This is a genomic window from Halalkalibacter sp. HAAS-P014, assembly GCF_056619965.1.
Genome location: NZ_JBWQTV010000006.1, coordinates 121,589 through 139,762 on the forward strand (window position 1 = coordinate 121,589; position 18,174 = coordinate 139,762).

The 18,174-nt window shown below is 36.6% G+C and carries 18 protein-coding genes; 5 read left to right on the forward strand and 13 right to left on the reverse strand.

The features are described from left to right. Nucleotides 1–13 precede the first annotated feature (13 nt). Nucleotides 14–1,261 carry a threonine ammonia-lyase IlvA gene (gene ilvA / locus AC1FXZ_RS05390; protein WP_480051682.1) on the reverse strand — a complete coding sequence of 416 codons (1,248 nt, stop codon included), beginning with the start codon at nucleotides 1,259–1,261 and terminating at the stop codon, nucleotides 14–16. Between the two features lie 221 nt (nucleotides 1,262–1,482). Here ilvA and AC1FXZ_RS05395 point away from each other — a divergent pair, with 221 nt between their 5' ends. Then, the gene (locus AC1FXZ_RS05395) at nucleotides 1,483–1,674 is read left to right on the forward strand and encodes a hypothetical protein (RefSeq protein WP_480051683.1); all 192 of its coding nucleotides are present in this window, start codon (nucleotides 1,483–1,485) and stop codon (nucleotides 1,672–1,674) included. A 130-nt stretch (nucleotides 1,675–1,804) separates the two neighbouring features. Here AC1FXZ_RS05395 and AC1FXZ_RS05400 read toward each other — a convergent pair whose 3' ends face one another. Both AC1FXZ_RS05400 and racA read right to left on the reverse strand, forming a co-directional pair. Further along, complete coding sequence (locus AC1FXZ_RS05400; RefSeq protein WP_480051684.1) at nucleotides 1,805–2,182, reverse strand: YppE family protein; 378 nt, start codon at nucleotides 2,180–2,182, stop codon at nucleotides 1,805–1,807. 115 nt (nucleotides 2,183–2,297) lie between these two features. Further along, entirely contained in the window at nucleotides 2,298–2,840 is a 543-nt protein-coding gene (gene racA, locus AC1FXZ_RS05405) for a chromosome-anchoring protein RacA (protein WP_480051685.1), read from the reverse strand. A 236-nt stretch (nucleotides 2,841–3,076) separates the two neighbouring features. Between racA and AC1FXZ_RS05410 the strand changes: the two genes are divergently transcribed. Further along, complete coding sequence (locus AC1FXZ_RS05410; protein ID WP_480051686.1) at nucleotides 3,077–3,196, forward strand: acid-soluble spore protein SspM; 120 nt, start codon at nucleotides 3,077–3,079, stop codon at nucleotides 3,194–3,196. Between the two features lie 78 nt (nucleotides 3,197–3,274). On the opposite strand, the gene AC1FXZ_RS05415 is transcribed toward AC1FXZ_RS05410, so the two are convergent. Continuing rightward, a complete protein-coding gene (locus AC1FXZ_RS05415) occupies nucleotides 3,275–4,237 on the reverse strand; it encodes a DUF2515 family protein (protein ID WP_480051687.1) in 963 nt (320 codons plus the stop codon). 154 nt (nucleotides 4,238–4,391) lie between these two features. On the opposite strand from AC1FXZ_RS05415, the gene recU reads away from it, so the two are divergent. Together recU and AC1FXZ_RS05425 are read left to right on the forward strand one after the other, a co-directional pair. Continuing rightward, nucleotides 4,392–4,991: a Holliday junction resolvase RecU gene (gene recU / locus AC1FXZ_RS05420; protein ID WP_480051688.1), complete on the forward strand. Its 600-nt coding sequence runs from the start codon at nucleotides 4,392–4,394 to the stop codon at nucleotides 4,989–4,991. A gap of 35 nt (nucleotides 4,992–5,026) precedes the next feature. Next, nucleotides 5,027–7,705, forward strand: coding sequence for a PBP1A family penicillin-binding protein (locus AC1FXZ_RS05425; RefSeq protein WP_480051689.1), 2,679 nt, complete (start codon nucleotides 5,027–5,029; stop codon nucleotides 7,703–7,705). Nucleotides 7,706–7,756: 51 nt separating this feature from the next. Here the strand turns inward: AC1FXZ_RS05425 and AC1FXZ_RS05430 are convergent, their stop codons facing one another. The 8 genes from AC1FXZ_RS05430 to AC1FXZ_RS05465 all read right to left on the reverse strand — a co-directional run bounded on the left by AC1FXZ_RS05430 (nucleotide 7,757) and on the right by AC1FXZ_RS05465 (nucleotide 16,885). After that, entirely contained in the window at nucleotides 7,757–11,338 is a 3,582-nt protein-coding gene (locus AC1FXZ_RS05430) for a dynamin family protein (RefSeq protein WP_480051690.1), read from the reverse strand. Between the two features lie 88 nt (nucleotides 11,339–11,426). Then, nucleotides 11,427–11,936, reverse strand: coding sequence for a YpoC family protein (locus tag AC1FXZ_RS05435; protein ID WP_480051691.1), 510 nt, complete (start codon nucleotides 11,934–11,936; stop codon nucleotides 11,427–11,429). Then, nucleotides 11,933–12,589, reverse strand: a complete 657-nt coding sequence (nth, locus tag AC1FXZ_RS05440) for an endonuclease III (RefSeq protein ID WP_480051692.1) — start codon at nucleotides 12,587–12,589, stop codon at nucleotides 11,933–11,935. Before nth ends, AC1FXZ_RS05435 begins: the two co-directional genes overlap by 4 nt. 25 nt (nucleotides 12,590–12,614) lie before the next feature. Continuing rightward, entirely contained in the window at nucleotides 12,615–13,319 is a 705-nt protein-coding gene (locus tag AC1FXZ_RS05445) for a DnaD domain-containing protein (protein ID WP_480051693.1), read from the reverse strand. Nucleotides 13,320–13,470: 151 nt separating this feature from the next. Further along, nucleotides 13,471–14,766 (reverse strand): asparagine--tRNA ligase, encoded by a 1,296-nt coding sequence (gene asnS, locus AC1FXZ_RS05450; RefSeq protein ID WP_480051955.1) that lies wholly within the window; start codon nucleotides 14,764–14,766, stop codon nucleotides 13,471–13,473. A 196-nt stretch (nucleotides 14,767–14,962) separates the two neighbouring features. Beyond that, complete coding sequence (locus tag AC1FXZ_RS05455) at nucleotides 14,963–16,147, reverse strand: pyridoxal phosphate-dependent aminotransferase (RefSeq protein ID WP_480051694.1); 1,185 nt, start codon at nucleotides 16,145–16,147, stop codon at nucleotides 14,963–14,965. 73 nt (nucleotides 16,148–16,220) lie between these two features. Further along, nucleotides 16,221–16,703, reverse strand: coding sequence for a cell wall elongation regulator TseB-like domain-containing protein (locus AC1FXZ_RS05460; RefSeq protein ID WP_480051695.1), 483 nt, complete (start codon nucleotides 16,701–16,703; stop codon nucleotides 16,221–16,223). Nucleotides 16,704–16,714: 11 nt separating this feature from the next. Then, complete coding sequence (locus AC1FXZ_RS05465) at nucleotides 16,715–16,885, reverse strand: YpmA family protein (RefSeq protein WP_480051696.1); 171 nt, start codon at nucleotides 16,883–16,885, stop codon at nucleotides 16,715–16,717. A 116-nt stretch (nucleotides 16,886–17,001) separates the two neighbouring features. Here AC1FXZ_RS05465 and AC1FXZ_RS05470 point away from each other — a divergent pair, with 116 nt between their 5' ends. Beyond that, the gene (locus AC1FXZ_RS05470) at nucleotides 17,002–17,166 is read left to right on the forward strand and encodes a hypothetical protein (RefSeq protein WP_480051697.1); all 165 of its coding nucleotides are present in this window, start codon (nucleotides 17,002–17,004) and stop codon (nucleotides 17,164–17,166) included. 140 nt (nucleotides 17,167–17,306) lie between these two features. On the opposite strand, the gene AC1FXZ_RS05475 is transcribed toward AC1FXZ_RS05470, so the two are convergent. Next, nucleotides 17,307–18,161, reverse strand: coding sequence for a ComEC/Rec2 family competence protein (locus AC1FXZ_RS05475; protein ID WP_480051698.1), 855 nt, complete (start codon nucleotides 18,159–18,161; stop codon nucleotides 17,307–17,309). Between the last annotated feature and the right edge of the window lie 13 nt (nucleotides 18,162–18,174).

The following is an 18,174-nucleotide window of genomic DNA, read 5'->3' on the forward strand; positions in this document are numbered from 1 at the left end:
TACAAAGCTTAATTTAAATCAGTAAATGAAATAAGCTCTCATCTTTATTTATTTCTTGATAATCAAAGCCTTTTTTCTTTAATCTGTCAATAAGACTTGAATAGTCATCTGGACATTTTAACTCTATACCTAGTAAAACTGGACCATTTGATTTATTGTTTTTCTTTGTATATTCGAAGCGCGTGATATCATCACTTGGACCTAAAACATCCTGGATAAATTCTCGTAACGCTCCGGCACGTTGTGGAAATTGAACAATAAAGTAATATTGTAACCCTTCATAGATTAGAGACCTTTCTCTCATTTCTTGCATACGTCCGATATCATTATTCCCTCCACTAACAACACAGACAACATTCTTGCCTTTAATTTGATCTTTGTAAAAATCAAGCGCACTAATTGACATTGCGCCCGCCGGTTCGGCAACAATTGCATTCTGGTTATATAATTCTAGTATTGTTGTACAAATTTTTCCTTCTGGTACTAATACAATATCGTCTATAATTTTTTGACAAATCTCAAAAGGAGTTTGCCCTACTTTTTTAACTGCAGCTCCATCTACAAATTTATCAATGTTTTCGAGTTCAACAACTTGTCCTTGTTTCAAAGACTCATTCATCGAAGCTGCACCAGCTGGTTCACATCCAATGATCTTTGTATGTGAACTAATACTTTTAATATAGGTCCCAACTCCACTGATGAGCCCCCCACCACCAATAGACGAAAATAAATAATCGATATTTTCATCAATATCGTTCATTATTTCCATACCGACTGTCCCTTGTCCAGCAATGATCTTTTCTTGGTCAAATGGATGAATAAATGCCATTTCATGTTCATTACAATAGCTCTTCGCTTCATTAAAAGAATCATCAAAGGTATCGCCTGTCAACACTACTTCTACATATTCCTTCCCGAAAAACTTAACTTGGTCTACCTTTTGGCGAGGTGTTGTTGTAGGCATGAAAATCTTTCCTGTTATGCGTAATGTACGACAAGAATACGCCACACCTTGTGCATGATTTCCTGCACTAGCACACACGACACCGTTATTTAGCTCTTCTCTAGAAAGGCTTGATATTTGGTGAAATGCCCCTCGAATTTTGAATGAACGAACAACTTGCAAATCCTCTCGTTTCAAATAAACATTACATTCATAGCGTTCTGATAATACTTCATTTTTTTGTAATGGAGTATGTGTAACTACGTCTTTTAATCGTTGATTCGCAATAATAATATCTTCAATATGTACGCTTCCCATAATTTACGTGTTCCTTTCAATTCAAACTATCTCTAATTGTGCAATATATTTATATTATCATACCGACTATCTTTGCGTAACCCCTCTAGAGAGCAAAGCTTCACTATTGAGTGTATACGGTTACCCTAATTCAGTTTATGATTGATTATTTATGATGTCCTATCTATAATAGAGAAATAATGTGATAATTTATACACTTACATACTAAAGGAGGGTTGATAATGGGAAAGAAAGCCTCTTTATTAACGTTTTTCACTTTTATTTTATTAATGTTACCAACACAGGTTTTAGGTGCTGGAAATGGTGGTGAGGCAGCTAGCGAACCATCTGGAATGCTTATCACTGCACTTACAATCTTGTCAGTACTAACTCTGATTACAATGGTCGTATTTTCTTTTCGTGATAATGGCTAAGTAATGTAAACGTGGACAATTTGTCCACGTTTTTTCATTTAGGGAGTCTATTGGAGGAAAATGAAAATGTGGGAGAATCTATCGAGTAATTGGTATCATTTTTCTTTTGCACTATTATGCTGTCGTTACGTTACTTTGTTTTTATTCCCTCACTAAGTTGATTCAAAACATAATCAACCGACTTAAACGTCTCCATTTGACGTTTTAATCCGGTTTCTTTATAGAATGATTTAATTGCTACAATTTCAAGGTTTTCTTCTGTTTGTTGTAGCTGACTCGGATGTAGGTGCAGTGGTTTTTCTCGCTGCACATATAATTGTGCTAGTGGAAGCCACTCATTCCGTACCTTATCGACACGATCGGCAAAAGGTTTGACCAAACCATAGAAATCAGGCTTATAATCTTTTTCACCTCTAACTTTTTCAACATAGAAGTCTTGAGCTTCTTTCGTCATTTGACGTAATTCTTCAGTCAATATCAACAACCGTGAACGGTTTTCTTCGTTCATAATGACACCTCCCGCCCCCCAATTTTATCAAATAGCTTAGTGACTTAAAAGAGGTTGTTCAATTGAACAACCTAAAGTTTTTAAAAATATTATATTTAGAGATTGTGGTATCTCGTTAGAAGGAAAAAAGTTGTTTAAATGAGCGCCATTTTTTTGTTTTAATATCTCCACCAGATACTAATGCTAATTCAGTTTTGTGTGGTTCTTCAATAGGCTGTTGCTGAATTTTATTTTCCATCTTAATTAGGCGCTCTTCAAGACTTTTAATCATTTTCATCATATCATCTAGCTCAGATCGATGTTTTAACAATTGGTAAGTGACAACATCATCTGCTTTTTGAGAAAGTCTCTGGTCCAACTCTTGTACTCGATTCATCACTTCCTCTAACTTGTCCTCATACACAACTCGCTCAACAGTCTGTTCCTGTTTTTCTTTCGTGAGTCCTGTTTCTTTAATTTGTATATCTTTCATTCGTTTCCCTTGTTTTAGCTGCTCTTGAACTTCACGCATCACCTCAACATGATGAGAAGTAAATAAATAATGACCATGTTCATTTGTTTCACAAACCAAACCAAAATATTTCGCCCACCGTTGTACCGTTGTTGGATTCACACCTAATTGTTCTGATACCTCTTTTGTTTTCATTGTCATTTCCATTAGACGTACCTCCTTATATTGATCTTGCAAAACAAATTCGCTTTTGCCTCAAAGATCCCTTCACCCCTGACAAAACTAGAACTGATTCGGCAAAGAAAGTGGTAATATTCAAAACAAAAAGATATAAGTTCGATTTTTGACAAAACTTGTTATTAATTGATCGTACTCCCCTCGAATGTCGAACTGTGACTACTCACATACTATTCATGTACGAGATAAGGAAAGGAGGCATTCCAATGGATAAAAATCAAAAGAGAAATAGTGAAATAAACACAGCTGACAAAACAAAAGAACAAAGAAAACAAGGCTATACGGGCGACAAAAAACTTGGTGGACCAAACCGTCCAGCCGAATAGCAATTTAAAACAGCTATGAAGAGGCGCTGCAAAAAGGTCGATCTTTTTCCCCTTTTTTGCAGCCTTCAACTAAATATTTTATCTTTCAATGGTACTCTGAGGAATAAATTTGCTAATTTTCTGTACTAAATAAAGTTCAATCCACTTTTTTCGCAGCCAATTCGATCTCTCTACCGGATAAACCTTTTTTATTGGTAAAAAGTATTGATCCGTCTTCTTTCTAGTTTTTGACCAATCACCTTTCTTTTTCCAATGATGAGAAATAACCGGGTATACGTCTCTTAGAAAAGGGCTTGTATTTCCTGTCGACCAACTCATATATTGTTGGTAATCATCTCTTGAACCCGTTGGCGGGGTTGAAATACAAAATCTGTATATCTGATTGTGAACGTCGGGATGAAACAATAGATTCTGTAATTGCCTACCAAGCCATATTCTTGATTTAACATTTTTAAAATTACGCACATACAAACCATATACATCACCTGTTATCGAAGGGAAAATAACATAACTCATATGAGCATGTTCTTCAAGTATATAGACGAGCGAAGAAAATACATTGTGCCGATATAAGGGCTTGTCCATTACCGTTTGTTCAACCATATATTGCTCATTAACAATTAACGCTGTACAAATCCTTTCCTGGTCACCCTTTTCAAAAAAATGTTTCCATTCGTATAACATAAACTCTGATACACCAAGCTCCCTCAGTAAATCGAAATCTAATTCCTTCGTTTCTTTTACATACTCATACCAAAGTAACTGTGGATATGCATCAGCAAAAATTGTCCAGTTCGCTCTCTCATAGGTTTGAAAAAGTAAATCTCGAAATTGTTTTGTTAAAAGTTCTTGAAACCATTTACTTTGTAAGTCTGTCATATTCCAACCTGCATTCCTTGACACCATACCGGCCAATAAGGACCATTTAATTTCTTTATTTCTATTATAAAAAGCTTCATACATTACGGTACGTGAAATATTATCTTTGTTTGCGACTTCTGTTTTCCTCTTAATTTCTATAATCACATCATGTTTTTTCATTTTCCCACATTCTCCTCAATTATTTTTCATATTTTTCTCACCTTTCCCACAACGATTTATGGTAAGATTATGTGATGGAATCTACTACTACTTTTTCTATTTCTTGCAGATTCCATGCATAGAACTGAATTTGTTTGGAAAGGTTTGTGAGAAAATGGCGATACGTTACCCTAATGGACGCCGCTTTAATGAGCGTACATCCACAAACAGAAAATTACCTAATAAAGCATTGACTTATAGCAATCGAGGAATGACATTAGAAGAGGATCTAAATGAAACTAATGAATATTACCTCGAAAAATCAATTGCTGTTGTTCATAAAAAGCCAACACCTGTTCAAATTGTTTCCGTTGATTATCCAAAAAGAAGTGCAGCTGTTATTAAGGAAGCATACTTTAAACAAGCTTCAACTACTGATTATAACGGGGTATATAAAGGAAGGTACCTTGACTTTGAAGCAAAAGAAACAAAAAATAAAACATCATTCCCATTACAAAATTTTCATAAACATCAAATTGACCATATGAAACAAGTCCAGCAACAAAACGGAATTGCTTTTGTGATTTTACGATTTGCTGTTACTGATGAAATATTCTTGCTAGATGCTCATCATTTAATCGACTTTTATGATCAAAAAGAAACTCAAAGAAAATCAATTCGAAAAATAGATATTGAAAAATACGGATTTTTAATTAAAATAGGTTATCATCCACGTATCGATTACTTACGTGTTGTTGACTCCGTTTATTTTTAAGAGAAGTTTAGTTGATGAAGAAAGGGAGAAACATCATGTCAAATGAAACGACTAATTCTAGACAAGGCCGTCGTCAGGCCCGTCAGTCAAAAAAGAAATCAAAAAAGAATACAAAAGGACTATGGAAAAAAATAGCCCTAACACTTGTTGTGATCGGCGCCATCGCAATGATTGCAGGAAGTATTGCTGTCTTTGCTATCATTCAAGGAGCCCCTCCTCTTGATGAAGAAAAATTAATGCTTACACAAGGGTCTCAAATATACGACCAGGATGATACTTTTGTTTCACAGTTAGAATCAACTGAGCGCAGGCAAAATGTCAAGATTCAAGATATCCCTCCAGTTGTAGAAGATGCTTTTCTTGCGGTTGAAGATGTTCGATTTAGAGAGCATTTTGGGATAGATGTCCGTCGTCTGTTCGGTGCTGTAAGAGCTAATATTACGGAAGGGTTTGGTGCTGAAGGTGCCAGTACTATCACACAACAGCTTATAAAAAACTTATTCCTTAATGACCAGAAACAAATAACAAGAAAAGTACAAGAACAATATTTAGCAATTAAGTTAGAACAACAATTTTCAAAAGATCAAATACTTGAAATGTATTTAAACCAAATTTACCTCGGTTCAGGTGTTTATGGTGTTGAATTAGCATCGCGAACATACTTCAATAAATCTGTTGGTGAACTAGAACTTGAAGATGCAGCCTTGCTTGCTGGGATTCCACGTCGTCCAAGCTTCTACGACCCGACAAAAAATCCTGAAGCAGCTGAAAGCAGACGTAACCTTGTTATTTCATTAATGAAACAACACGGAAAAATTACGAGCGAGGAAGCAGAACGAGCTATGGCTGTTTCAATAGAAGATCAATTAGATATTACCGAGCGTGAATCTTATAAATATGAAGCGTTTTATAATCAAGTTCTAAACGAACTCGAAGCGATGGATGGAGTTACGATTAACGATATTTATAATGCCGGACTAAAAATTTATACGACACTTGATGTTAACGCACAGGAGCATGTAGACCAAGTGCTTCAAACAAATGAGTATGTAACAGTCTACCCTGATAATGAAGACTTCACTGCTGCTGTAACACTTCTTGATACAAAAACTGGACAAATTAAGGCACTCGGAAGTGGACGGGAAGATACGGGCTATCAAAGAGGATATAATTTAGCAACAGAAGAACGCAGACAACCAGGGTCAACGATCAAGCCAATACTTGACTATGGCCCTGCTGTTGAATACTTACAATGGTCAACTGCACACCGAATTGTTGATGAACCACATACGTATTCAAATGGAGTAGAGTTCAACAACTTTGATCGCCAATTTCAAGGCCCTATGTCAATTCGAACTGCATTAGCACGTTCACGAAACATTCCAGCTGTAAAGGCTCTTCAAGAAGTTGGCGTAGGTCGTGCACAATCTTTTGCTGAAGATTTAGGGGTTCTAATTGATCTGCCTGATGATGCTACTGAGATGCCGGAATCATATGGACTCGGTGGATTCCACACCGGGGTCACAACAAAAGAATTAGCTGGTGCTTATGCTGCATTTGGAAATAACGGAACTTACACAGAACCATATACGGTGCGAAAAGTAGAGTTTCCTGATGGGCGCATTATCAACTTGGAACCGGAATCTACTCAAGCGATGAGTGATTATACTGCTTACATGATAACAGACATGTTAAAAACTGCTGTCACAAACGGGACAGGTGGAGTTGCCAATATCTCAGGATTACCGATGGCCGGGAAAACTGGGACAACAAACTTCACTAGTGAGTTTCGTGAGCAACGTGGTTACCCAGAAGGGGCCGTACCTGATATTTGGTTTTCTGGTTATACAACTAATTATACTTTATCCGTATGGACAGGTTTCTCTCGTTCTGCTGATGATCATAGTAATAACTACTTCCCTAGTGGCTCGAATGAACGTCAGGCTGCACAACAAATCTTTAAAGCTGTTATGCAAGAGATTTCAGCTAGTGTTGAAACCGAAGACTTCGTGATGCCTAACTCAGTTGTTCGCGTAGGGGTGGAACGTTCTACTGGCTTATTACCAAGTGATTTTACACCTCAAAGCGAGATTATTTATGAACTATTTGTTAGAGGAAATGAACCGACGCGCGTTTCTAACGAGTATAAAGAACTCACTGCTCCTTCAAACTTAAAGGCTAGCTATGAAGAAAGCGCAAATCAAATTATTGTGACATGGAATTATCCAGATGATCAAGCAGATAATGTAACATTTGAAATCCAACTAGCCGTTGATGGTGGCAGTCCACAAACGTTAGATAGAAAAAAAGACATGCAGTATATTTACGGTGATCCACAACCAGGATCTACTTATACCTTCAGTGTCAGAGCCATTTCAGATGATGATTCTAGCTTACGCAGCGACCCTGTCTCTGTAAATGTAAAAATAGAAGAAGAGGAAATTGAGGAAGAACCTGAAGAGGAAGAGGAAATTGAAGAAGAGGAAGAAGAAATTGAAGAGGAGATTGAAGAAGATTTAGAAGAAGTTGAAGAAACCATTCCTGATCCACTCGAAGATGTTGAAGACAACGAAAATAATAACGGCAATAACGGAAACGGAAATAACAATAATAACAATAGTAATAATGGTAACGGCGACTCATCGCCAGAAGCAGAGACTTCAGAAGAAGAAGTTGAAACAACCTCAACTGAAGATGAGGCTGAAGAAGAATAACGTACACAGTAAAAAGGTGACTCACCCCAAATAGGGAGTCACCTTTTTAACTTATTGTAATGATTTTATTGCTTCAAGTTCTGCTTTTAATGATTCTAAATGTTGTGGATCTGATAATGTATCAAAACGGTCTAATTCACGACCTAACGCTTCAATCATTGACTCCTTTGCCTTTCGTATTAATCGTTCAAACCCTTCTTCCACTTGTTGTTCTGTTCTCTGTTCTAACTGTCTGAGTACCTCACTCGATTTTCTAGTTGCTTCTTCGATAATATCCTCTTTTAATTCTTTTACTTTCCCCTGCTCAAAGAAAGCCTTTAACGATTGGAAATAATGACTGTATGGTTCAACCTCAATCGGGATAACACGTCCCGTTACGGTTTGGATAAGGTCGAGTTTTTCTGGCTCATAAGATAGAGAATAGTTAGGGAATTCAAAACGGATTTTGTCTACGGTTTCAGCTACCCAATCCTCAATCGCCTTTTGGAGAGCTAATTCAATTCGTACAAAAGTAGCTTGTAATTCTTGAGTTAAGAAATGCTCCCCCTCACTTCTCCATTCTTTCAATGAAGATAAAAGAGCTTGCTGCTGAACTCGTTTGCTATTTCCAACAACTGTTGTGACATTTATTGATTCGCCAAATTGATCACCTAAGACAAAGCGTATGCGTTCACGCAAATACAAGAAAAGTTGTGATACTTCTTGTTTACTGATTTGTTCAGCACTTAGTGGCTTAAGTGTATTAATTGATTGATTCCATTCCTCAATCGTTTGTACTAGCTGCTCTCTTTTATCAACCTTGGTCTCCTCTGCCTCTGTAGCAAACACCAACCCTTTCTCAAGAAGAGTTTTGTAGCGTTTTCCTTCTTCTCTTACTAGTTCATAACTTAATCGCTTCAGTTCATTAATTGTACTTTGATAAAATGCTTTCTCAAACGCATCAAATAGCTTATCAACGGATTCACCACTTTGTTTCCCTTTAAGACCCTTTTTACTAGAAAGCGGAAAAAGTCTAGGGGTTTCAATACCATTTGCGACAAGTTGGTCATAAACATGCTTTTTCACACCATTTAATTCATACGTACTACTAGCTAAATCTGCGGCATTTAAAATGAAATACAGCTTATCTGTTCGGAAGCCTTCATTTACTCTAGCCATCTGTTGTAGAAATTGTTGATCAGATTTAGAAAATGCATGGTTGTAATACGTCAAATAGAAAATAGCATCTGAATCTCGTAATTGTTTAAATGCTACATTTGTATGCCTACCATGAATTGAATTAACACCAGGTGTATCAACTAAAATAATTCCCTTTTCGGTTAAAGGACAATCATAGTAAAGTATAACTTTTTCAATGAGACATGCATCATGTTCGTTTGCGACAAATGGTTGCAACTCATCTAATTCTACTTCAAACGAGCTACCAAGCTCCCATTTACCATCAGCTAAACTATTCTTCAATGTCGTTAAATATGATTGATAGGTTTTTTGCCAGCTAGTCGTAACAGTTACATCTTCTTTCCATGTGTGAATTGTTTCGATACTTACATTACTATCTAACTGCTCTGCTACTGATCTAATTTCTGCTGATAATTGTTGCTTTGATTTGACTTGAACAACTGCCGTTTTTGAGCGATGGTTCTCATCTGACTTTTTCACGACATTGACGGTTGCAGTAGTAGGATGTGGTGATACAGGAAGGACATTTTCACCGAGCAAAGCATTAGCAAAGCTCGACTTTCCTGCACTGAACGCACCAAATAATGAAATCGTAAAGGTTTGTTCTTGAAAACGGCGAATGCGTTTAGTAAGTATAGTACGCTCATAACTCATACGTTCTTCACTCATAAATGTTTCAAGTGTGTTTTTAAATTGATTCGTCCATTTAGCTGCTTGTTTTTCGTCAAAATAAGCCGTTTCATTATTATCAACCTGTTCCCAATCCGTATCAATAACTGTTTCTTCAGGTAACGTAATAGAATCAAACGATTCGACTTCTTTAAATGTAGGTAACGTTTTTTGCATGGTCTCATTAATTACTTTTTCAAATGTACCAGCATCTTGTAGCTGAGTTACTTTTTCTTGATGTTGTTCTATAACTTCATTAAATCTATCTTTAATTGTGGCTAAACGAATAACATATTCATCTAACTCATGTAGTTCCTCAAGTTCACGTTCAAGATCTGCTCTCTCTTGTTCCCAGTAAGCTTCCAGTCCTTTAGCCATTAGAGTAAGCACCGATGCCGCTTTTTGACGTAACTGCCTTACTACTTCTGCTGTCCTGTCTTTTGTAAAAGTATAAACATACTCCCTATTTTTAGGACCTGTTTGAACCGCTTGCAGAAAGAACTCACGATCAATAGTCACAGATAATTGTTCTAATTCTTTTTCAACACTTTCTCGATTAGATAGTTTCGTAAAGTCATAAGATTGAAATATACGGTGGAGATGAAACTCTAGTTGGCTCTTCACCTTATCTTGTGCTTCTTCAATTAGACGCTTTAATCTAGCTTCCTGTTCTTCTTCTGTTTTCTTTTTAGAGAATAAAAACCCTACTTTAAACCCTGGTTGGATGGACTCAAACCAATTTCGAACTAATTCAGTTGTTGTATAGGGGAAAATTGTGACATCTTTAACAAGCTTTTTCCATTCTTTTTCAAATCTTTCTTCAAGACGATTACTCGCATTTAGTATCTCATCATAACGAGAAGCTACTTCGTGCCGTTTCTCTAATTGATCAATTGAAAAACCTGCCGCTTTCATCTGCTCTTTAACTTGTTCTAACTCTTCTTCCTTTTCCTCTTCAAGTCGATTAATAATACTTAAATAGAAACCTTGCTCTAAGCGTTGCTTTGCATAGGGTAAAAGCTCTCCACCATAATACAAGATGGCTTTCATATCTTGTTCAAACTGAGCTAATTGATTTAAGTGATGGTGACGTTTTTTCATGCTCGTATAAGTTAACTTTATGATATTAATTCCCCAAGCCCGAAATGTGTCACGTACAGACTGATCGAATGTCTGAAATGACAATTCATTTTCATCGTGCTTATCAATTTGGTTGACAATTAAATATAGTGGCTTTTTCTCATCTGATAATTGCTTTAAAAACGTAAGATTCGTTTCGGACTGAACATGATTATAATCCATCACGTATACAATAAAATCGGTCGTATACAATGCTTCTAACGTAACTGCTTGATGCGTGGGATCCGTTGAATCTACACCAGGAGTGTCATAAATCGTACTATGATTTCCTAAAAACGGTAATGGTGCTTCAATTGTTAAAGAGGAAATTTCTCCTCCATCCATTCCCCATTCTCTCACTCGTTGCCAAGGGATTTCCCCATGCCACTCTTTCTTCTCCCCGTTTAGAGAATGAACAGTAAGTCCAAGCTCACCATTTTTGATACCAATAATATTTGCACTAGTCGGAATTGGACTTGTTGGTAGCATTTCTGCTCCGAGTAAATGATTTAAAATAGTTGATTTTCCAGCTGAAAAATGTCCACAAAAAGAAACTTGAAAATTATCTTTTTGCTTCTTTTCTTCGATCAAATGTTTTCGTTCTTTTTCTTTAGATGTGACTTCACTTATGTGAATCGGTGTTTCCAAATTAACGACTTTACTCATTTTTTCACCTGCTCCTAGTAACATTCTATCTATTCTGATAATATGTAATAAAGTTTTAAAGGGACTATCTAGACTCTACGTCCCTTCATTATTTTGACTTTTTATTTCTTTCAATAACTTTAGCTTTCGCATACAACTTTTTGAGTTCTAAAAATAATGCTCTAAGTTGCACAAAAGTATGATAACGTGGTGGTCCACCAAGTAAGAAACCAAGTCGTTCCAGACAATTTAAGGGCTTATAATGTAATTGCTTCACTTCATCTTCTAATGTATCTAAACCATCAACTTTTTTTCCATTCATCCAAAACAACCCATTTATAAATACAGCAATCATGATAATTGTTTGACTTTTAGCTGCCTGTGCATCCCGTTTATTATAAAACTGTTGAAGTATTGCTTCTTCCACTTCCCACCATTCAAGAAGCATAGGAATAAAGAGTTCTTTTTCTTCCCACGGTCTTCTTTCCTCAGTTATATCATAATAAAATGGGACAACTTCGCAAATTTCTTTAAACGAATTTCTAGAATCTTCTACTTCTATACTTGTTTGATTATAAAATGGGAATCGCTGAAATGCTATTGGAATCGTGATTTTCATTTCTTCTCCCTAGCTTTCATACGTTTCTTCCCTTCACGGCACATTTCAAACAAAGGGCATGAATCACATTGAGGAGATTGCGCTTTACAATGATACCTTCCAAAAAAAATCAGTTGGTGATGTGAATCGGACCAACGCTCCTTCGGAATTTTCTTCATTAAAGTTTCTTCTACTTCGCGTACATTATCTTTCCATCGACATATTGCTAATCGTTTTGAAACACGCTCAACATGTGTATCAACAGCAATAGCTGGAACGCCAAAAGCAACAGAAGTTACAACATTCGCTGTTTTTCTTCCTACGCCTGCTAGCTTAACTAACTCATCACGCTCTTTTGGTACTTCCCCATTATAATCTTCAATAAGCGCTTGGGCGAGCTTCTTGATATTTTTTGCTTTACTTCTAAATAACCCTATTGACCTTATATCCTGCTCAAGTTCTTCTAATGGTACATTAATGTAATCTTCGGGTCTTTTATATTTTGCAAATAAACCAGGTGTAACCTTATTTACCAATGCATCTGTACACTGGGCTGATAGAAGAACGGCTATAACCAATTCAAATGGATTAGAATGCGTTAATTCACATTCTGCATCCGGGTACATACCTGCAATTACATCAAGAGCTTCAACCGTTTGTTTCTTTGATAACATTAATCTTTCCTCTCTCTCAAGCTAGTTATGATTGGTCAAGCCAGCTAAAACTCGGATAGGCGTCTGGCTTTACACGCTTAGGTTCTTGCTTTGGCATTTGATTGTATTTACGAAATTTTTCACCTTGTGTTCGGGCTTGTTCAACTGTGCGAACTCCATTACGTTTCCATTCAAAGAGAATCCGGTCAATATAGCGAAAGTTTAATTTCCCCGACACAACCGCCTCTCGTAAAGCTGCTGTAATAAGATCTGGTGAATGTTGGTCTTGATCGAGCCACATTCCTAACGTTTCAGCTTCAATTGGAGAGAGTGGCCTACAAAATTCTTCCTCAAAACGTTTATATAATAACCCTTCCTGGTTTTCTTTTTTCTGTTCTTGTAATTGCACTTGTTCCCCTTTTAACACTTGAATCAATCGAAGCCATAATGGGTCTAAAGTATAGTATTCAAATAAAATCCCTTGTTCGTCCCACTTCTTCTCTAGGGTTAGAAATCCCTTACGTATTAAGCGACCTAACATTTCAGCACAATCATTCATGGAGAGAGTCATACGATCACTTAATAGTTCAGGTGTTGGAAAACCATCCCCATCATCAATGAAGGACTGCACATGTAACAAGGCAACAAGCTCATCTTCTTTAAGTCCCAAATATTTGTAATGCTTAAGGAGCAATGTTGGAACGGATAGCTGTCTCTGAGTTGTCCATTTAAGTAGTAAATTCTGATCCATCTTTAAACACCTCTACGCATTATTATACCATGAGAGTCCCGGCTCGTCGTTTCCTTTTCCTAACTCTTATGCCACCTAAAAATAGTTCAAACGAGCTTTAAGGTAAACCAGGCTTAGCAGCTGCCTGCTAAGCCTGAAAGAATACACATATTTATGGGTATAATCTGTTTAACAAGCGTGGAAACGGTATTGATTCACGAACATGTTCAACACCAGCAATCCAAGCAACTGTTCGCTCAAGACCTAACCCAAATCCTGAATGTGGCACAGTTCCATAAGAACGTAAGTCTAAATACCATTGATATGCTTCCAGAGATAGATTGTGCTTTTCAATATTATCCTTCAATAATTGATAATCATAAATACGCTCTGACCCACCGATGATCTCGCCATATCCTTCAGGTGCAATTAAATCTGCACACAACACGACTTCGTCACGATTTGGATCAGGTTGCATATAAAAAGGTTTAAGTGTTGTTGGATAATGTGTAATGAAAACGGGCTTCTCATAATGTTCTGCAATAGCCGTCTCATGTGGAGAACCAAAGTCATCCCCCCACGAAATATCATCAAATCCTTTTTCTTTTAATAATTCAAGGGCTTCATCATATGTTATACGAGGAAACGGTGCTTTAATGGATTCAAGCTTCGTTACATCTCGTCCTAATGTTTTCAGCTCTAATTGACAGTTTTCTAGTACTGATTGAACGATATACGCTACATATTGTTCCTGAATCTCTAAACTTTCATTAAACTCAACAAATGCCATTTCTGGCTCAATCATCCAAAATTCAATTAAATGACGACGTGTTTTAGACTTTTCTGCTCTAAATGTCGGACCAAAGGAGAAAACACGACCCAAAGCCATTGCAGCAGCCTCCATATAGAGCTGGCCACTCTGAGAGAGATAAGCATCTTCATCAAAATATTTTGTTGCAAACAATTCTGAAGTGCCCTCAGGAGCACTTCCTGTTAAAATGGGTGGATCAACCTTAACAAAATCATTCTCGTTAAAGAATTGATATGTAGATCGAATAATTTCGTTCCTTACTTTCATTACCGCATGTTGGCGTTTTGACCGTAACCATAAATGGCGATGATCCATTAAAAATTCAGTACCGTGTTCCTTCGGTGTTATTGGATAATCCGTTGCCTCATGTATTACCTCTATCTTTGTAACCGTTAATTCGTATCCTGAAGGAGCTCGTTCATCAGCTCTTACAATTCCTGTAACATATAAAGAACTTTCTTGAGTTAAGTTTTTTGCTTGTTGGAACATTTCCTCATCCACTTCAGCCTTTACGACTACCCCTTGAATAAAGCCAGTCCCGTCACGCAATTGTAAAAAAGCAATTTTGCCACTTGAACGTTTACCAGCAAGCCATGCGCCAATAATCACTTCTTTATCTACATATTGACCGACTTTTGCGATTGTTGTTTTCACTATTTATACCTCCTACTATGTATAACATGTTACATTATACCCTTCTATAAAAATTTAAGTCAACGTTCAGTCAACTGACCGTAACATTTCTTTACTTGCTCTTTCAGATTGCACTTAAACCTCGTTCAAAAAACTGCTTTACATCATTATCTTAATATTCAAAAAAGGCTGACTCTTCAACCGAGTCAACCTTTTTCTCTTACTTAGTATGATTTTGAACAAATCTTTCAATACGAGTTAACGCTTCTTCTAATGCGTCAAACGACGTTGCATAAGATAAACGAACGTTGTCAGGTGAACCAAACCCTGAACCAGGTACTAAAGCTACCTTTTCTTCTTCTAAAATCGCTTTAACCCATGCATCTACATCTGCAAAACCATTAAGCTTTGCCGCTTCACTAACGTTTGGAAAAAGATAAAACGCCCCTTTAGGTTTTACACACGATACACCTGGAATAGCGATAAGTTTCTCGAAAATACCGTTTAAACGTTCTTCAAAAGCTTGTCGCATCTTTTCAACAGAGCCGTCATCCTTTGTATAGGCTGCAATTGTTCCATATTGAGCATTTGTTGTTGGGTTGGATGTACTATGACTAGCAAGATTCGTCATTGCCTTAATTACATCAGCATTACCAGCTGCATAACCAATTCTCCATCCAGTCATTGAATGGGATTTAGATACGCCGTTGACAACGATAGTTTGTTCCTTTAATTCAGTTGAAAGTTGTGCAATTGATGTGTGCGTAGCTTTATCATAAACAAGCTTTTCATAAATCTCGTCAGAAACAATAAGAATGTCATGCTTAAGGCAAACTTCACCAAGCTTATGAAGTTCTTCCTCTGAATACATTGAGCCTGTTGGATTGCTTGGAGAATTTAAAATAAATGCTTTTGTCTTGTCGTTAATTGCTTTTTCAAGTTGCTCAGCCGTTACTTTAAAATCATTACTCTCAAGCCCTTCAATATAAACTGGATTACCACCAGCAAGCTTAACTTGCTCAGGATAACTTACCCAATAAGGCGTTGGAATAATGACTTCATCTCCTTCGTCTAAAATCGCTTGAAACAATGTATAGAGTACATGTTTCGCACCTGATCCTACAAGAATCTCACTAGCAGTATAGGTAATTTGTTGATCACTCTCAAATTTACCAATAATCGCTTCTTTCAGCTTTGGTAAACCAGCTGAAGGAGTGTACTTCGTATGTCCTTCTTCCATTGAGCGTACAGCTGCATCAATTATGTATTGAGGAGTATTAAAGTCTGGCTCCCCAGCTCCAAGACCAATAACATCATGACCTTGTTCTTTTAATTCTTTTGCCTTGGCTGTAATCGCAAGCGTTGTAGAAGGTGTTAATGTTGAAACGCGTTTTGCTAACTTCATATGTATGTCCCTCCCGAGTAGTATACTATACACTATAAATTGTCATAACCAATCATTCAAGTGTCAAATCAGATTATTCTGTCCGTAAAAGATATCTTTTCAGAAAAGTACCATTTTCAAATGTTAGATAATAGTATCCTTTTCTGTTTTCAATATTAACGTAAACAACCTCATATACCGGCAATCCTCTTTCATAGCCGAGCTTAACCTCCTGAAGCTGCTTAATGTCATTTTCATTCATTGCGATCTCAATTGCTTCTTCTTTTGATATCCCATCGCTTGCCTTTTCCAAATGATGAGAATCAAATTCATCAGTTACCCAAACAATCACTTCTTCATCTTCTTCATTTAAGCCACTAATCACATAGTAAGCCTCAGTACCGTGATAGTATATAACATCCGTAATCTCTCTTACTAATGATTTTTCGACTACATACTTTTCAGCTTGCTCATAAGTTTGAATTAAACTCTCACGAACTGTTTGATATGCATACACACTTGCAGTAGTAACCATAATCACTAAAATGATAAATATAAAAATAATCCACTTCTTCATATTTTACCTCATTATGTTCGATAGATTGTAAAAACCATCGTATCTGGATCTTTCTCATCTAAAGCAAGGCCAAATAAAAGATCTTTTTCTTTTAACGTACGATTGAGAGCATCAACAATTTTATATGTATCAGGTGCTTTCTTCACTCGTGTTGTTGATAAGACAACCATCTTTTGTTCCATCTTTACTCCTCCAAAAATAAATAAGTATTCTTTCCTATTAGCACAAGTATTGCTAAACATAGCCGAACAAAAATGTGGTGATAATAACAGTACGCCGATGAAAGGGGGCGTACACAATGTCTAACCATTTTCAATCGACAAGCGAGCGATATCAAAAAGAAAAAGATGAAGTTGCTTTGTTAAGTCGCGACGGATTTAAATGGTATCAAACTTTGCCAGTTTCAATCCGTCAAACAATATTTCCTTCATTTTTCGGAAAAATAAACAAAACTGACATTTGAACACAATAAAAAACCTGCCTACTCACACCTCAAAATGTTCTGCACTAATGCCTCGTGCAGAACATTATTTTTCTCATACTCGCTTTTAAAATCCTTAGTTCAATTATAACATCCACATTCTTATATGCACTAGCCTTTCCTTAATCATGAACATGGACAGTCATTAGATCATAATTAGTTTGATTAACCTTTACTATAATTGAACCATTTTGTTTTGTATAATACGTATCAATCCACGTCTCTTGCAAACGTTCTAGTAGTTGATTGCTTACTTCTCCGTTACGCTTTGTAAATAAAATTGCAACTTGTGGATCAATCTCGTTTAGAAAACGTTGAGACGTTCCTGCATCTATCCCAAACTCAGCCACTTTCAAAATAGAAATCGGTGTTAACCCTTGCTGAACCCATTCTAATTCTACCTCTTCACTTGCTTCAGCAGAAAAGAAAAAATGATGCTTTTCGTGAATGGTAATAATGAAAGATAACATCGGCATTAAAGTTGAAGGACTAGGTAATATTTCTACGGAAACAAAGTCTGTTAGCTCTTCAGTCTGATCACTTGACCAGGCGATGATATCAACATCAAGTTTCTCATATTGCGATATTGCTTGTTCAAGCCCTTCCTCTGGCACAATCAATGTTTGAGTTCCCATTTCTAGAACGATTTCCTCTACATTTCCACTATACTCTTTTTCAAACCTTGGTAAGACGATCGTATCAATCGTTGTAACCTTTAATTTCTTTAAACGTAAAAACAACGCTTCTGCTGAATCCTTTGCCCCTGTACCAACCATAATCGATTCATCACTAGGTAATTCAATCAAAGTCGATTCACCATTAGGAAGGTCAAAAAAAACAAAACCAACATCTTCTTCCTCAAGTTGGAGGTCTAGTTCTACCTCTTCTTCCTTTTCACCTGAAGTAATACGAACCTCTAGACCAAGTAATATCCCAACTATGCCTAAACACACAAGCCCAATAAGAATGTTTCGCATAGCTTTCAATCCT

Coding starts and splice junctions, on each gene's coding strand:
- ilvA (WP_480051682.1), bottom strand. CDS start 1,261: ATGGGAAGCGTACATATTGAAGATATTATTATTGCGAATCAACGATTA.
- AC1FXZ_RS05395 (WP_480051683.1), top strand. CDS start 1,483: ATGGGAAAGAAAGCCTCTTTATTAACGTTTTTCACTTTTATTTTATTA.
- AC1FXZ_RS05400 (WP_480051684.1), bottom strand. CDS start 2,182: ATGAACGAAGAAAACCGTTCACGGTTGTTGATATTGACTGAAGAATTA.
- racA (WP_480051685.1), bottom strand. CDS start 2,840: ATGGAAATGACAATGAAAACAAAAGAGGTATCAGAACAATTAGGTGTG.
- AC1FXZ_RS05410 (WP_480051686.1), top strand. CDS start 3,077: ATGGATAAAAATCAAAAGAGAAATAGTGAAATAAACACAGCTGACAAA.
- AC1FXZ_RS05415 (WP_480051687.1), bottom strand. CDS start 4,237: ATGAAAAAACATGATGTGATTATAGAAATTAAGAGGAAAACAGAAGTC.
- recU (WP_480051688.1), top strand. CDS start 4,392: ATGGCGATACGTTACCCTAATGGACGCCGCTTTAATGAGCGTACATCC.
- AC1FXZ_RS05425 (WP_480051689.1), top strand. CDS start 5,027: ATGTCAAATGAAACGACTAATTCTAGACAAGGCCGTCGTCAGGCCCGT.
- AC1FXZ_RS05430 (WP_480051690.1), bottom strand. CDS start 11,338: ATGAGTAAAGTCGTTAATTTGGAAACACCGATTCACATAAGTGAAGTC.
- AC1FXZ_RS05435 (WP_480051691.1), bottom strand. CDS start 11,936: ATGAAAATCACGATTCCAATAGCATTTCAGCGATTCCCATTTTATAAT.
- nth (WP_480051692.1), bottom strand. CDS start 12,589: ATGTTATCAAAGAAACAAACGGTTGAAGCTCTTGATGTAATTGCAGGT.
- AC1FXZ_RS05445 (WP_480051693.1), bottom strand. CDS start 13,319: ATGGATCAGAATTTACTACTTAAATGGACAACTCAGAGACAGCTATCC.
- AC1FXZ_RS05455 (WP_480051694.1), bottom strand. CDS start 16,147: ATGAAGTTAGCAAAACGCGTTTCAACATTAACACCTTCTACAACGCTT.
- AC1FXZ_RS05460 (WP_480051695.1), bottom strand. CDS start 16,703: ATGAAGAAGTGGATTATTTTTATATTTATCATTTTAGTGATTATGGTT.
- AC1FXZ_RS05465 (WP_480051696.1), bottom strand. CDS start 16,885: ATGGAACAAAAGATGGTTGTCTTATCAACAACACGAGTGAAGAAAGCA.
- AC1FXZ_RS05470 (WP_480051697.1), top strand. CDS start 17,002: ATGTCTAACCATTTTCAATCGACAAGCGAGCGATATCAAAAAGAAAAA.
- AC1FXZ_RS05475 (WP_480051698.1), bottom strand. CDS start 18,161: ATGCGAAACATTCTTATTGGGCTTGTGTGTTTAGGCATAGTTGGGATA.